Consider the following 14,962-nt stretch of genomic DNA (forward strand, 5'->3'; position numbering starts at 1 on the left):
GTTCCGGGTTCCAGCCGCCCAGGCCATTGAACTTTCTGTCCCGAGCCCCTACTGAGTTGCATGAACACCGTCGCTGACAACCCCCTGCTCGATTTCTCCGCACTGCCCCGGTTCGATGCCATCGCCCCTTCCCACGTGGCGCCCGCCATCGATGCCCTGTTGAAGGAAGCCGATGCCGCCCTGGAGAACGTCACGGCGCCGGAGTTTCCTGCGGACTGGAGCGCCCTGTCTGCCCGGCTCGACGTGTCCACCGAGCGACTGTCGCGCGCCTGGGGTGCAGTCGGACACCTCAACAGCGTGGCCGACACGCCCGAGTTGCGGACTGCCTACAACGAAGCGCTGCCCCGCGTGACGGAATTCTGGACGCGGCTGGGTGCCGACGAGCGTCTGTATGCCAAGTACAAGGCCATGGACGTCTCCCGGTTGAACCCTGAGCAGGCACAGGCCCACCGCAACGCCATGCGTGGATTCGTTCTGGGCGGTGCCGAGTTGCAAGGAGAGGCCAAGCAGCGGTTCGCCTGGCTGCAGGAACGACAGGCCGAACTCGCCCAGAAGTTCAGCGAAAACGCACTGGACGCCACCGACTCGTTTAGTCTGTACGTGTCACCAGAAGACCTTGACGGGGTGCCGGCGGATGTGCAACAGGCCACGCGCGCGGCAGCCCTGGCAGTCGGTCAGGCCGGTCACAAGCTCACCCTCAAGATGCCCTGCTACCTGCCCGTGATGCAGTTTGCCCGCAGCAGCGCGTTACGGGAAAAGCTCTATCGGGCGTATGTGACGCGCGCCAGCGATCAGGCCGAGGGCGAAGCCACCCGCTTTGACAACACGGCCATCATGGCCGAGCTGCTGGCACTGCGCCATGAGGAGGCCCAGTTGCTGGGGCATCGCCACTTCGCCGATGTCTCCCTCGTGCCGAAGATGGCGGAATCGCCCGAACAGGTGATCGGTTTCCTGCGCGATCTGGCGCACAAGGCCCGACCGTACGCCGAGCAGGATGTGAAGGATTTGCGGGAGTTCGCCGCCCAGGAACTGGGGATCAGCAATCCGCAGCCCTGGGACTGGCCCTACATCGGCGAAAAGCTCAAGGAAGCCCGTTACGCCTTCAGCGACCAGGAGATCAAGCCCTACTTCACCGCGCCCAAGGTGCTGGCGGGCCTTTTCCAGATCGTCGAAACCTTGTTCGAGGTGAGCATCCGCCGGGACATCGCCCCGGTCTGGCACCCGCTGGTGGAGTTCTACCGCATCGAACGCCGGACTGCGACCGGACCCGAACTTGTCGGCCAGTTCTACCTCGACCCCGCGGCCCGCAACGGCAAACGCGGTGGCGCCTGGATGGACGATGTGCGGGCCCGCTGGCTGCGACCGGACGACGGCAGCGTGCAGACGCCCGTGGCGCACCTAGTCTGCAACTTCGCCGAGGGCGTCGAGGTCAATGGAGTCCGGCAGCCCCCCCTGCTCACGCACGACGACGTGATCACCTTGTTCCACGAGTTCGGTCACGGCCTTCACCACATGCTCACGCGTGTCAACGAACGCGACGTGTCTGGCATCAGCGGTGTCGAATGGGACGCGGTCGAACTGCCCAGCCAGTTCATGGAGAATTTCTGCTGGGAATGGGACGTTCTCAAGCACATGACGTCGCACGTGGACACCGGTGCACCCCTTCCGCGCGACCTGTTCGACAAGATGCTGGCGGCCAAAAACTTCCAGAGCGGGCTGCAGACGCTGCGCCAAGTCGAGTTCTCCCTGTTCGACATGCTGCTGCACAGCCAGCCTGCCCCCGTGTCAAGCGGCGAGGACATCCTGGCGCTGCTGTCGCAGGTCCGCGATGAGGTCGCGGTGCTGCAGCCACCGCCCTACAGCCGCACGCCGCACACCTTCAGCCACATCTTTGCAGGCGGCTATTCCGCTGGGTACTACAGCTACAAGTGGGCGGAGGTGCTCTCGGCCGACGCCTACTCGGCCTTCGAGGAAGCTGCGCGCGCCAGTGGTCACAGCACGCTGGACGTGGCCACGGGCCGCCGCTACCGTGAAGCCATTCTCGAGGCGGGAGGAAGCCGCCCGGCCATAGAGTCGTTCAAGGCCTTCCGCGGCCGCGAACCCGGCCTGGATGCGCTGCTGCGCCACCAGGGCATGGCCTGACCCGCCTTCATCCGATCTCTTCCGAGGACAAACGACATGCGCTCCTTCTGCCGCCACTCGATCTTCTCTGTATCGAAGCTCGCTCCCGCAGTCGCACTCGCAGGCATGCTGGTCGCTCCGCTTGCTTCTGCCCAAGGCGTCTACCGGATCGTGGGGCCTGATGGCAAAGTCACCTATTCCGACCAGCCACCACCGGCTGCGACCAACGCCCGCCCAGTCGACGGGGCCAGCTCAGCGGGATCGGCCGCACCCACGCTGCCGGCTGAGGTTCGTCAGGCAGCGAGCCGCTATCCCGTGACCCTCTACACCGGCGCCGACTGCTCGCCCTGCGACAGTGGCCGCAACTTCCTGAGCACGCGGGGCATTCCCTTTGCTGAAAAAACCGTCAACAGCAGCGACGACGTGGCCGCCTTCAAGCGACTGAGCGGCGCCACCAGCCTGCCGCTGCTGACCGTCGGAGGACAACAGCTCAAGGGCTATTCGGCCACCGAGTGGGGCCAGTACCTGGATGCGGCCGGCTACCCGAAAAAGTCGGTGCTGCCCCCCAGCTATCGTCGCGAAGCAGCCACCCCGCTGGTCGAGGCCAAACAGGCTGCGGCGCCCGCCACCAGAACGCCCGCCGGTCAACCCGCTGCCGATACACCCGCGGAAGTCCCGGTGACGCCGCCGGCCAGCAATCCCAGCGGCATCCGCTTCTGAGAAACCGGGGACAGTCGCCCTCCGGCCCCTCTGGTCAGAACGTCAGCGTGCGCACCCCGCCCGGGGTACCGAGCAGGCACACGCTGGCTTTCTGGTGGGCAAACACCCCCACGGTCACGACGCCAGGCCACTGGTTGACCTCGCTCTCGAAAGCCAGCGGATCGCTGATCTTCAAACCGGTGACATCCAGGATGTGCTGACCGTTGTCGGTCACCAGGGGCTGGCCATCCTTGATGCGCAGCCTGGCGGAACCGCCCAGCCCGTCAAACTGGCGAGCCAGACGGACAGCCGCCATCGGAATCACCTCGACCGGCAGCGGGAAAGCCCCCAGCACCGGCACCATCTTGGACTCGTCGGCGATGCAGACGAAACGCCTGGACATGGCGGCCACGATCTTCTCGCGCGTGAGTGCGGCGCCGCCGCCCTTGACCATGTAGCCTCTTGCATCGATCTCGTCGGCACCATCGATGTAGACCGAAAGCCCCTCGACTGCGGACGCATCCAGCACGGGAATGCCCAGCGCCTTGAGGCGTGCGGTCGAAGCTTCCGAACTGGACACTGCCCCGGGAATGTTGTCTTTGATGGCGGCCAGGGCATCAATGAACTTGTTGACGGTGGAGCCGGTGCCGACACCCACCACTTCGCCCGGGGTCACGTACTGAAGGGCTGCCTGGCCGACCAGGGCTTTGAGTTCGTCTTGGGTCATTTGAGAGAATCAGGGTTTACGCGAATTTGTTGATTATCCGATGTCACTTCTGCCCTACGCGCTCACCCGCCCGCTTCTCTTCGGTCTGGACCCTGAAACTGCGCACGAGTTGACGCTCGACAACATCGCGCGCTTCCAGCACTCGCCCCTGAGCTGCCTCTGGAGCGAGTCGCGCATTGACGATCCGGTGATGGTGGCCGGCCTGAGGTTCCCGAACCGTGTGGGTCTGGCCGCCGGGCTGGACAAGAACGCACGCTGCATCGACGGGCTGTCGGCCATGGGCTTCGGCTTTGTGGAGGTCGGCACCGTCACCCCCAAGGGCCAGCCGGGCAACCCCAGGCCGCGCATGTTCCGCATCCCCGAACGCAACGCGCTGATCAACCGGCTGGGCTTCAACAACGAAGGACTGATTGCCTTTGTGACCAATGTGCAGAAAGCGCGGTTTCGCAGCAAGGGCGGCCCATCGCCCATGCTGCTGGGCCTGAACATTGGCAAGAACGCTGCCACCCCCATCGAGCAGGCCACCAGCGACTACCTGACCTGCCTCGATGGCGTGTACCCGCACGCCGATTACGTGACGGTCAACATCTCCAGCCCCAACACCAAGAACCTGCGCAGCCTGCAAAGCGACGAAGCCCTGGATGCCTTGCTGGGCGCGGTCATGGAACGGCGCGAGCTGCTCGCACAGCGCTATGGCAAGCAGGCACCGGTGTTCCTGAAGATCGCGCCAGATCTGGACGAGATGCAGATCGGGGTGATCGCAGCCACCCTGCTGCGCTATGGCAGCGACACCGCAGGCCAGCCCAACCAGCGGCTGGGCGTGATTGCAACCAACACCACGCTCAGCCGCGATGCGGTGGCAGGTCTGGCCCATGCCGAAGAGGCTGGCGGGCTCTCGGGAGCGCCAGTGCTGGCGGCCAGCAACAGGGTCATCCGCTTGCTGCGCGGTGCGCTGGGCGAGGGGTTTCCCATCATCGGTGTGGGTGGCGTGCTCAGCGGCGACGATGCCGTCAGCAAGGTGCGGGCGGGCGCAGACCTGGTGCAGATCTACACCGGACTGATCTACAAGGGGTCGGCCCTGGTGCGCGAGGCCGCGCAGGCCCTCAAGGAAGCCCGCTGATCAGCGCAACAGGCTGACCACCCGCTCGGCAATCGCCAGGCAGCTGGTCAGGCCCGGCGACTCGATACCGAACAGGTTGACCAGGCCGGGCAGGCCATGCACGGCCGGCCCGTCGATGCGGAAATCCGCCGCGGGCTCGTCGGGTCCGCTGATCTTGGGCCGCATGCCCGCATAGCCCGGCTGTAGGGCACCGTCCGGCAGTTCGGGCCAGTAATTGCGCACCTCGGCATAAAAGGCATCGCCTCGCGCCGGGTCCACCACCAGATCCTCAGGATCGTCGGTCCACTGAACGTCGGGACCGAACTTCGCCTGCCCGCCCAGGTCGATGGTGAGGTGGACGCCCAGCCCGGCCAGGTGTTGCGCCGGCTCGGGCGCCGGGTAGATCAATCGCTCGAACGGTGAACGCCCGGCCGCGAGCGTGAAGTAGTTGCCTTTGGCGTACCTCGCGCGAGGCACATGCACGCGGTCCAGCCCGGTCGTCCGCGACGCCACGGCACAGGCGTCGAGACCGGCGGCATTCACCACCGTTGTCGCCTGAAGTTCTGTGCCATCGGCGGTCCGGACCACGAACTGCCCACCGGTCGCAGCGACTTCGTCAACGACGCTGTGACAGACCACCATACCACCCGCATTTTCCAGATCGCCTTGCAGCGCGAGCATCAACCCGTGGCTGTCGACAATGCCCGTAGAGGGCGACAGCAAGGCCGCCGCACAGTGCAGGCGACTCTCCAGCGCGCGGGCTTCGTCGGCGCCGAGCAACACAAGATCGTCCACACCGTTGGCGCGCGCCCTGGCCATGATGTCCGGCAAACCGGCGACCTGAGAAGGCGTATGGGCAACGATCAGCTTGCCGCAACGGCGATGGGCAATGCCTCGCTCCAAGCAGTATGCGTACAGCTGCGCACGTCCCCGCACGCACAGTTGCGCCTTGAGCGAGCCTGTCGGGTAGTAGATCCCGGCATGGATGACTTCGCTGTTGCGAGAGCTTGTGCCCATGCCGATACCCGCTTCACGCTCGAGCACCAGCACCTCGCGCCCGGACAGCGCCAGCGCCCGGGCCACCGCCAGCCCAACCACGCCAGCGCCGATCACCAACACATCCACCTGGTCCATGGCCCGTCTCCATCGGCTGCCAAAAAGAAAAAGCCCCGAGCGTTCGCTCGGGGCTTTGACTGGTGGGCGGTGCAGGGTTCGAACCTGCGACCCCTGCCGTGTGAAGGCAGTGCTCTACCACTGAGCTAACCGCCCGAAAATCTTGCCTGACTTGTCATCAGATCCGATTGTTCGGAAGCCTCGCATTATAGCCTGATATTTTCCCTTTTCCGACGACCGCCCAAAATCAGACAGCGGGAGCGAGTTGGCGCCACAGGGTTTTGCCTTTGCAGGCCTTGTCGATATCCGCGAGCACGGCGTCATGGGCAGCCGCTTCCTGCTCGTTGGCGGTCAGCACCGGCAGCTCCAAGCGGCTCAGGTCGACCTGCACCAGCTCTTCCCCAAGGCTCACCTCGGTCGGAATGCCCTCTTCAACAATCAGGGCATCCTGGCCCCGAGTCATGTTGATGTAGACATCGGCCAGCAGTTCGGCATCAAGCAAGGCCCCGTGCAGCGTGCGGCTGGAGTTGTCCACGCCCAGGCGGTCGCACAACGCATCCAGGCCATTGCGCTTGCCCGGAAACATCTCCTTGGCCATCACCAGGGTGTCGATCACCCCGTCGATGTAGGCCTTGATCGGCTTGCGGCCCAGCCGCTCCAGCTCCTTGTTGAGGAAGGAGATGTCGAACGGCGCGTTGTGGATGATCAGCTCGGCGCCAGAGAGGTAGTCCAGGATCTCGTCGGCCAGTTGCGCGAACTTGGGCTTGTCACGCAAAAACTCGTTGCTGATGCCGTGCACCTTGAGCGCGTCCTCGTGGCTGTCGCGCTCGGGGTTGATGTAGTGGTGCAGGTTGTTGCCGGTGAGCTTGCGATTGAGCAGCTCGACACAGCCGATCTCGATGATGCGATCACCGTTCTCCGCCGACAGGCCGGTGGTTTCGGTGTCGAGAACGATCTGTCTCATCAGTGGTTCTCTTTGGCGTGGTTGATCGAGTACTTCGGAATCTCGATCGTCACATCCTGCTGCGCCAGGATGGCCTGGCAGGACAGGCGGGAGTTGGGCTCCAGACCCCAGGCGCGGTCGAGCAGATCTTCTTCGGCTTCATCGAGCTCGCCCAGGCTGTTGAAGCCTTCGCGCACCACCACGTGGCAGGTGGTGCAAGCGCAGCTCATGTCGCAGGCGTGCTCGATCTTGATGTCGTTGTCCAGCAGCGCTTCGCAGATCGACGTGCCGGGGGGCGCGCTGACGCTGGCGCCCTGCGGGCAGTACTCGGGGTGCGGGAGGATCTTGATCGTGGGCATGGGTTCAGACTTCTTCGACTTTGCGGCCGGCCAGCGCAAGCTGGATGCCTCGGTTCATGCGCTGGGCCGCAAAGGCTTCGGTGCCCTTGGCCAGCGCCTGCGTGGCGGCTTCGATGTCGGCGGCGCTGCCGTCGGCCGAAACTGCCGCCAGCGTATTGATCAGGGTGTCGATGGCATCGCGTTCAGCCACGTCCAGCAGGTCGCCATCGGCGGCGAGCGCGCTGCGGGTGGCGGCGATCATGCGGTCGGCATCCACGCGCGCCTCAACCAGCGCCCGCGCAGCCATGTCCTGTTGGGCGGTGTTGAAGCTGTCCTGCAGCATGGCAGCGATCTGTTCGTCCGACAGGCCGTAGGCCGGCTTGACGTCGATCTTCGCCTCGACACCACTGCCCTGCTCTTTCGCACTGACCGACAGCAGGCCATCGGCATCGACGGTGAAGGTCACGCGGATGCGCGCCGCACCGGCCGCCATGGGCGGGATGCCGCGCAGCGTGAAGCGCGCCAGGCTTCGGCAGTCGGCCACCAGATCGCGCTCGCCCTGCACCACGTGCAGCGCCAGCGCGGTCTGACCATCCTGGTAGGTGGTGAAGTCCTGGGCACGGGCGGTGGGAATGGTGCTGTTGCGCGGCACGATGCGTTCGACCAGCCCACCCATGGTCTCGATGCCCAGCGACAGCGGGATCACATCCAGCAGCAGCAGGTCACCGTCCTGGCTGTTGCCGGCCAGCGCGTTGGCCTGGATGGCGGCACCCAGCGCCACCACCTCGTCCGGGTTGAGGTTGGTCAGCGGCTCGCGGCCAAAGAACTCGCCCACAGCGCGGCGGACCACCGGCATGCGGGTCGAGCCCCCCACCATCACCACGCCCTGCACCTCGTCCCGGGTCACGCCTGCGTCGCGAAGCACCTTGCGCACAGCGGTCATGGTGCGGGCCGTCAGCTCTGCGGTGCAGGCTTCGAAATCTTCTTGCCGCACGGCCTGTTCGACAGCGATCCCTTCAATCTCGGCGCGGAAGATCACTTCGGCATGCGCCGAGAGCTGCTCCTTCACGCGCCGAGCCTCGCGATGCAATGCGGCGCGTTCGGCCGCATCCGCCGCGGGGCCGAGGCCGGCCTGCTGCAGCACCCAGGAGGCCAGCGCCTGGTCATAGTCGTCACCACCGAGAGCCGAATCACCACCGGTGGCCATGACCTCGAACACGCCGCGTGTCAGTCGCAAGATGGAGATGTCGAAGGTGCCGCCACCCAGGTCGTAGATGGCGTAGACGCCCTCGCTGCCGTTGTCCAGTCCGTAAGCAATGGCGGCAGCGGTCGGTTCGTTGATCAGCCGCAGCACATTGATGCCGGCGAGCTGGGCCGCGTCCTTGGTGGCCTGGCGTTGGGCGTCGTCGAAGTACGCCGGCACGGTGATCACCGCGCCGAACAGTTCGTCGTCGAAGCTGTCCTCGGCGCGGAACCGCAGCGTGGCGAGGATCTCCGCGCTCACCTCCATCGGGGTCTTGCGCCCGGCCACGGTCTCGACCACTGCCATGCCGTTGTCGTCGACCACGGCGTAGGACAGCTTGTCCACGTCGACCACCTGATCGCGGCGACGGCCCAGCAGTCGCTTGACCGAACTGACCGTGTTGGCCGGATCACCAATTTGCGCGGCCAGCGCATCAAACCCGATCTGACGCCCTGCACCTCCGAGTTGAGGGTCGAGGTAGCGCACCACGCTGGGCAGGATGACTCGGCCATCCAGCGCGGGCAGGCATTCGGCCACGCCATGCCGGACCGCTGCGACCAGCGAGTGTGTGGTGCCAAGGTCAATGCCCACCGCCACACGTCGCTGGTGCGGGTCGAGGGACTGACCGGGCTCGGAGATCTGCAGGAGTGCCATGGACGGAAGAGAAAAAACGGGAATGAAACCAGCGCAACCCGCTATTGTCCCAGCTGTTCGAGACGGCTCTCGACGTCGCGCGCAAAACGCTCAATGAACATGAGGGCTCTGACCTGCCCGGCCAGTGCGGGCCAGTCGTGCTGCACGTCGGCGGTCTGCTGCAGTTGCGCCAGCATGCGCTTTCGTGCAGAGGCCACCTCATCGGCGAGATCCTCGACCACAGCGGCAGAAGCCGCCTCTTCCAGTGCTTCACGCCATTCCATCTGCTGCATGAGAAAGGCAGGAGGCATGGCGGTGTTGTTCTCCGCCTGGACGGGAGCCCCGTGCAACTCGCACAGGTAGGCCGCGCGCTGCAGCGGGTCCTTCAGGCGCTGGTAAGCCTCGTTGATGCGCACAGACCACTGCATCGCCTGCCGCTGGGTCTGGGCGTCGGCCGCAGCGTGCCGGTCGGGGTGCACCTCGCGCTGCAAGGCCTTCCAGCGTTCGTCCAGAACGGCGCGGTCCAGTGAGTAGGCCGGTGGAAGCTCAAAGAGTTCGAAGTCGTTGGATTGCAGGTTCATTTCCGGGATTAGACCCGGAAACTTTCACCGCAGCCGCAGCGGTCGCGCTCGTTCGGGTTGTGGAACTTGAAGCCTTCGTTCAGGCCCTCGCGCACGAAGTCCAGCTGCGTGCCATCAATGTAAGGCATGCTCTTGGGGTCCACCAGCACCTTGACGCCGTTTTCCTCGAACACCACGTCCTCTGGAGCGATCTCGTCGGCGTACTCCAGCTTGTAGGCCAGGCCAGAACAACCGGTGGTCTTGACGCCCAGGCGCACGCCCACGCCCTTGCCCCGTTTGGCGAGGTAACGGGTGACGTGACGGGCCGCGGCTTCAGAAATCGTGACGGACATGGCGGGACTCAGTTCGCGTGCTTCTTGCGGTAGTCGTCCACCGCGGCCTTGATGGCGTCTTCGGCCAGGATGGAGCAGTGGATCTTGACCGGCGGCAGGGCCAGTTCTTCGGCGATTTCGCTGTTCTTCAGCGCAGCCGCCTCGTCCAGCGTCTTGCCCTTGACCCACTCCGTCACCAGAGAACTCGACGCGATGGCCGAACCGCAGCCGTAGGTCTTGAAGCGTGCGTCTTCGATCACGCCCGTCTGCGGGTTCACCTTGATCTGCAGCTTCATCACGTCGCCGCAGGCAGGTGCGCCCACCATGCCGGTACCGACGGATTCATCACCCTTGTCGAAAGAGCCGACGTTGCGGGGGTTTTCGTAGTGGTCAACGACTTTTTCAGAATAGGCCATGGTTGTTCTCCTTCAGTGCGCTGCCCACTGGATGGTGGACAGATCGACGCCATCCTTGAACATTTCCCAAAGGGGGGAGAGTTCACGGAGCTTGGCGACGTTTTCCTTGATGGTGGCGATCGCGTAGTCGATCTCTTCTTCGGTGGTCCAGCGGCCAATGGTCATGCGCAGGCTGCTGTGGGCCAGCTCGTCGCTGCGGCCCAGGGCCCGCAGCACGTAGCTGGGCTCCAGGCTGGCCGAGGTGCAGGCCGAACCCGACGACACCGCCAGACCCTTGATACCCATGATCAGCGATTCGCCCTCGACGTAGTTGAAGCTCATGTTCAGGTTGTGGGGCACGCGCTGCGTCTCGTGGCCATTGATGAACACCTCCTCGATGTCCTTCAGGCCGGCGACCATGCGGTCGTGCAGCGCGCGGATGCGCACGTTCTCGGCGTGCATCTCTTCTTTGGCAATGCGGTAGGCCTCGCCCATGCCCACGCACTGGTGGGTGGGCAAGGTGCCCGAGCGCATGCCGCGCTCGTGGCCACCACCGTGCATCTGCGCCTCGATGCGGATGCGCGGCTTGCGCCGCACGTACAGCGCGCCAATGCCCTTGGGACCGTAGGTCTTGTGGCTGGTCAGGCTCATCAGGTCCACCGGCAGAGTCTGCAGGTCAATGTCCACTCGACCGGTGGCCTGCGCCGCGTCCACGTGAAAGATCACGCCCTTCTCGCGGCAGATGGCGCCGATGGCGGCGATGTCCTGGATCACTCCGATTTCGTTGTTCACGAACATGACCGAAGCCAGGATGGTGTCCGGGCGGATTGCGGCCTTGAAGGCCTCCAGGTCCAGCAGGCCATCGGCCTGCACATCCATGTAGGTCACCTCGAAGCCCTGGCGCTCCAGCTCGCGGCAGGTGTCCAGCACGGCCTTGTGCTCGGTCTTGACCGTGATCAGGTGCTTGCCCTTGGTCTTGTAGAAGTGCGCGGCGCCTTTGAGGGCGAGGTTGTTGGACTCGGTGGCGCCCGAAGTCCAGACGATCTCGCGCGGATCGGCGTTGATCAGCGCCGCCACTTGCTCGCGGGCGGTTTCGACGGCCTTTTCAGCTTCCCAGCCCCAGGCGTGGCTGCGCGAAGCCGGGTTGCCGAAGTGCTCGCGCAACCAGGGAATCATCGCGTCCACCACCCGAGGGTCGCAGGGGTTGGTGGCGCTGTAGTCCATGTAGATCGGGAAATGCGGCGTGCTCATGGCGGCAGATTTTCAGTAATTTGGAATCGTGGGACCAGAAGGATGCCCGCCCCGAATGGGTGGGCATGCCAAAGGCGAGGCCGGTGCAAGCACCAGCCGTGCTCGTCATTTGGAGAGTGCGGCGCCTCCGAGCGCGAACACCGAGTTCGGCGCGTTGACGCGAATCGGCTTGACCACCGGGGCGCTGGAAATCGCGCGCTTGATCATGGGGGCATTCTCGACCACCACGCCCTTGGCGATCTGTTCGTCCACCAGCGACTGCAGCGAGACCGAATCGAGGAAGTCGACCATTCTGGCGTTCAGCTGAGCCCACAGCTCGTGCGTCATGCAGCGGTTGCCCTCACCCAGGCAGTTTTCCTTGCCACCGCACTGGGTGGCGCCGATGGGTTCGTCCACCGACACGATGATGTCGGCGACTGTGATCTCTGCTGCCTTCCGGCCCAGCGTGTAGCCGCCGCCAGGGCCGCGGGTGGACTCCACCAGCTCGTGGCGGCGCAGTTTGCCAAACAACTGCTCGAGGTAGGACAGCGAAATCTGCTGGCGCTGGCTGATGGCGGCCAGCGTGACGGGGCCATTGTTCTGGCGCAGGGCCAGGTCGATCATGGCGGTGACCGCGAAGCGGCCTTTGGTCGTGAGGCGCATGGGGTGCTCCTGAATCGTGAGGTTTGGCTGCCGTTGTAGAACCGGGCGGACGTCTTGAGACACCCACTCGACCGCTTCTCCACCCACCCCAGCCACCCGGGGTGGCTGCAACGTCAACTTGGTATCCGACTGTTTTTATCGAGTATACACCAATAGCCAAGTGTTTCTCTCGGGTTACCCGCTGCCCGCCGGGTCGTGCCGCTGCAGAGGGAAGAGGAAGCGCACGCACGTCCCGGGCGCGGCCTCCTCAAACGACACCAGCACACCGAGTTCGGCCGCTCGCAGCCGGATGTTGCCCATCCCGCGCCCGCCCCCGCCAGACAAACCGCCGTCAAGCCTGCCCAGTCCAACGCCATCGTCGGACACACACAGCTCGACCTGCCCGCCCAGGTCCCGTGTGCTCACCGTGACCCGCCCGGCCTGCGCGTGCTTGAGCACGTTCGCAAAAACCTCCTGCAGACAACGGAACACATGCAACACGCCCCGGGCCTCCAGCCCTGGAATCGGTGGCACCTCCTGCACCTGCCAGACCAACTCCACCCCGGCCGCCAGCATCGCCGGCGCAATGCGCTGGCGCAAGGTGCCCAAGATGGTGGGTAGGTCGCCGTCCATGGGTTCGAGGGAATCCAGGGTCATGCGCAGATCTTCCAGCGCATGGTGGAGCATGGCCGCCATCGCCGCGGTGTCGACCTGGGGTCCGCTGCCACGGACCACGTTGAGCGCCTGCACCAGTTGGCTGCCCAGGCCATCGTGCATGTCGCGCGTGAGGCGGCGGCGCTCGGCCTCCAGCACGCGCTGGCTCTCCACGTGGCGCAAACGCTCGAACAGCCGCTGCAACTCGATCTCTCTCTCCCCCACCTTGCGCGAGAGTTCGGTGTTGAGCAGCCGAACCTGCTCCATGGCCGCCGACACCCTGCGCACCATCACCCAGCCCAGGGCGTACATCAGCATCAGCGACCCCACCGTCATCCAGCGGATGTCGGCATCGCCAGGAAAACCCATGTTCACAACGGCAAAGTCGCGCACGCCAGTGGCCATGGTGGCAGCACCAAACACGATGGTGAGCCGCTGGTTGGCATCGAGCCCCCAGCGCGCCCGGTGGAACAGCTTCACGAGTGCCACCGCCGAGGTCAGTGTGATCACAGCCATCCAGATCCAGTACATGGCGTAGCTGTCGACGTACACCGTGACCGCCAGCCAGAACGGGCCGAGCCACAACAGTCCATTGACAAAGCTGCGGATCAGCCCCTGCCGGTAGTCGAACAGGTCCCACATGAAGAGATACAAAAACCCGCAGTAGGCCGTGAACGAGAGCTTCTGCAGGTAGTACCAGACCTCGAAGGACATCGGCGGCGTTTCCAGCGGCGACAGCCCCAGCCGCACCGCCCATGCGAAGGTGGCCGCCGCCAGCAGGCCAAACAGCCGTTCGCGGGTGTTCAGCCACAGGAGCAGCGCCATCAGGCCGAGCATCAGCGACACGGCGGCCACCATCCAGGTCACGTACACCTGCCACCACATCAGGTCAGCATGGCGCTGGACCAGCGCATCGGCCCGGCCGATCTGCACCTGCGACAGCCCGCTCTTGCGCAGCGGCTGGCCTCGCACCTCGATTTCGATGTGGTTGTCGACGGGTTCGGCCGCCAGCCAGGCCCGCGGGAGATGCACGATCTGGGGCACGAGGGACGTGTCCACAAAACCCTCGTACGACCAGAAACGGTCGGCCACCTCCTGCCCGTTGAGCCAGACCCGGTACCGGGCCCCGACCCGCGGCAGCAGCATGGCCAACGGAGCCTGGTCGCCTCCGCTGTAGGACAAGCCGGCAGGCCACGGCAACCGGTACCGCGCTTCGCCTTCCCAGCGGGGCGACTGCTCATCCCAGACATGGGGCAGCTCCACCTCCGACACCTGCAACACGCCGGCCTGCCGGTGCTCCACCAGGGCCTGCCGGACCACCAGGGCGCCCTCCACCGGGGTGGTGCGCGACACCCAGGCCAGACCGGCAATGCCCACCGCCAGCAGCATGCCCGCCCACCAGTAGGCCGGCGTCGCCAGCAGCCGCCGGGTCAGCGCCCCGGCCCAGCTCACAGCAGACCTCGTTCCTGCGCGGCCCGGACCACCTGGACCCGGCTGTGAACCGCCAGCTTGCGGTAGAGGTTCTTGATGTGCGAGCCCACCGTGGCGGGCGATATGAACAGTCGCTGGGCGATTTCCTTGTTGACGTAGCCCTGTGCGACCAGCCGGAGCACCTCGGTCTCCCGGTCCGAGAGCAGGACTTCCTGCAACTCCTGGGCCGCGGTCGGCATCTCTTGCACCCAGCGGAACTGACGCAGCAGCATGCGCGCCAGCAAGGGCGAGATCGGCGCACCGCCGGCCCGGATCTGTTCGATGGCGGTGACCAGTTCCTCTGGTGTGCAGCCTTTGAGCACATAGCCGGTCGCCCCGGCCTGCAGCGCGGCCACGAGGCGGGACTCATCGCCAAACACGGTGAATACCAGCAGTTCGGCGTCAGGATGTTCGACGGCGAGCCAGTGCAGCAGATCCTCACCCCGCCCATCGGGCAGGCCAAGATCGACCAGAAACACATTGGCGTTGGCATGCAGCGCGTGTTCCAGCGCGTGGCGGCGGCTCACCGACACGCCAACCAGTTGCCACTGTGGCCGGGACAACAAGGCCTGCCGGACGAAGTGCTGGATGGCGGGATCGTCTTCGATCAGGTAGATGCGCGTTTCATCGTCCATCTGTGCGGACTGCTGCAACGCTCGTGGTGCGGTGCTCATGGGTGAACGGAGGAACATGTTGCGGGCACCACGACCCGGCATCTGCATGCCGCCCCCTTCGCCGCGCCTAGGCCAGTATTGTGCGGCAG

Annotated in this window: 15 protein-coding genes and 1 tRNA gene; 3 read left to right on the forward strand and 13 right to left on the reverse strand. The window is 65.2% G+C overall.

Going from position 1 to position 14,962, the window contains the following annotated elements; translation table 11 throughout:
* Positions 1-60: 60 nt before the first annotated feature.
* Both HPF_RS14665 and HPF_RS14670 read left to right on the forward strand, forming a co-directional pair.
* The gene (locus tag HPF_RS14665; RefSeq protein WP_133157009.1) at positions 61-2,142 is read left to right on the forward strand and encodes a M3 family metallopeptidase; all 2,082 of its coding nucleotides are present in this window, start codon (positions 61-63) and stop codon (positions 2,140-2,142) included.
* A gap of 36 nt (positions 2,143-2,178) precedes the next feature.
* Entirely contained in the window at positions 2,179-2,841 is a 663-nt protein-coding gene (locus HPF_RS14670; protein ID WP_207959166.1) for a glutaredoxin family protein, read from the forward strand.
* A gap of 34 nt (positions 2,842-2,875) precedes the next feature.
* On the opposite strand, the gene rpiA is transcribed toward HPF_RS14670, so the two are convergent.
* Positions 2,876-3,547 (reverse strand): ribose-5-phosphate isomerase RpiA, encoded by a 672-nt coding sequence (gene rpiA, locus HPF_RS14675; RefSeq protein WP_133157010.1) that lies wholly within the window; start codon positions 3,545-3,547, stop codon positions 2,876-2,878.
* A gap of 40 nt (positions 3,548-3,587) precedes the next feature.
* On the opposite strand from rpiA, the gene HPF_RS14680 reads away from it, so the two are divergent.
* Positions 3,588-4,667: a quinone-dependent dihydroorotate dehydrogenase gene (locus HPF_RS14680; RefSeq protein WP_133157011.1), complete on the forward strand. Its 1,080-nt coding sequence runs from the start codon at positions 3,588-3,590 to the stop codon at positions 4,665-4,667.
* Here the strand turns inward: HPF_RS14680 and HPF_RS14685 are convergent, their stop codons facing one another.
* The 12 genes from HPF_RS14685 to HPF_RS14740 form a co-directional block, all read right to left on the reverse strand.
* Positions 4,668-5,780 carry an NAD(P)/FAD-dependent oxidoreductase gene (locus HPF_RS14685; RefSeq protein WP_133157012.1) on the reverse strand — a complete coding sequence of 371 codons (1,113 nt, stop codon included), beginning with the start codon at positions 5,778-5,780 and terminating at the stop codon, positions 4,668-4,670. It abuts the gene before it with no gap.
* 60 nt (positions 5,781-5,840) lie between these two features.
* Positions 5,841-5,915, reverse strand: a tRNA-Val gene (locus tag HPF_RS14690).
* 91 nt (positions 5,916-6,006) lie between these two features.
* Positions 6,007-6,723, reverse strand: a complete 717-nt coding sequence (gene dnaQ, locus HPF_RS14695; RefSeq protein WP_174545228.1) for a DNA polymerase III subunit epsilon — start codon at positions 6,721-6,723, stop codon at positions 6,007-6,009.
* Positions 6,723-7,061 carry an ISC system 2Fe-2S type ferredoxin gene (gene fdx, locus HPF_RS14700; protein WP_066151390.1) on the reverse strand — a complete coding sequence of 113 codons (339 nt, stop codon included), beginning with the start codon at positions 7,059-7,061 and terminating at the stop codon, positions 6,723-6,725. The genes dnaQ and fdx overlap by 1 nt, the downstream gene beginning before the upstream one ends.
* Positions 7,062-7,065: 4 nt before the next feature.
* The gene (gene hscA / locus HPF_RS14705) at positions 7,066-8,937 is read right to left on the reverse strand and encodes a Fe-S protein assembly chaperone HscA (protein ID WP_133157013.1); all 1,872 of its coding nucleotides are present in this window, start codon (positions 8,935-8,937) and stop codon (positions 7,066-7,068) included.
* 41 nt (positions 8,938-8,978) lie between these two features.
* Complete coding sequence (gene hscB / locus HPF_RS14710; protein WP_066151397.1) at positions 8,979-9,497, reverse strand: Fe-S protein assembly co-chaperone HscB; 519 nt, start codon at positions 9,495-9,497, stop codon at positions 8,979-8,981.
* A gap of 8 nt (positions 9,498-9,505) precedes the next feature.
* Entirely contained in the window at positions 9,506-9,829 is a 324-nt protein-coding gene (gene iscA, locus HPF_RS14715) for an iron-sulfur cluster assembly protein IscA (RefSeq protein ID WP_066151399.1), read from the reverse strand.
* Between the two features lie 8 nt (positions 9,830-9,837).
* Positions 9,838-10,224 (reverse strand): Fe-S cluster assembly scaffold IscU, encoded by a 387-nt coding sequence (gene iscU / locus HPF_RS14720; RefSeq protein WP_066151401.1) that lies wholly within the window; start codon positions 10,222-10,224, stop codon positions 9,838-9,840.
* A gap of 12 nt (positions 10,225-10,236) precedes the next feature.
* Positions 10,237-11,454 (reverse strand): IscS subfamily cysteine desulfurase, encoded by a 1,218-nt coding sequence (locus tag HPF_RS14725; RefSeq protein WP_133157014.1) that lies wholly within the window; start codon positions 11,452-11,454, stop codon positions 10,237-10,239.
* Between the two features lie 105 nt (positions 11,455-11,559).
* The gene (gene iscR / locus HPF_RS14730; RefSeq protein WP_133157015.1) at positions 11,560-12,096 is read right to left on the reverse strand and encodes a Fe-S cluster assembly transcriptional regulator IscR; all 537 of its coding nucleotides are present in this window, start codon (positions 12,094-12,096) and stop codon (positions 11,560-11,562) included.
* Between the two features lie 174 nt (positions 12,097-12,270).
* Positions 12,271-14,181, reverse strand: coding sequence for a sensor histidine kinase (locus HPF_RS14735; protein WP_133157016.1), 1,911 nt, complete (start codon positions 14,179-14,181; stop codon positions 12,271-12,273).
* Positions 14,178-14,873 (reverse strand): LuxR C-terminal-related transcriptional regulator, encoded by a 696-nt coding sequence (locus HPF_RS14740; RefSeq protein ID WP_165961712.1) that lies wholly within the window; start codon positions 14,871-14,873, stop codon positions 14,178-14,180. The genes HPF_RS14735 and HPF_RS14740 overlap by 4 nt, the downstream gene beginning before the upstream one ends.
* Positions 14,874-14,962 lie beyond the last annotated feature (89 nt).

The organism is Hydrogenophaga pseudoflava, assembly GCF_004353865.1.
Classification (GTDB): Bacteria; Pseudomonadota; Gammaproteobacteria; order Burkholderiales; family Burkholderiaceae_C; genus Hydrogenophaga; species Hydrogenophaga pseudoflava.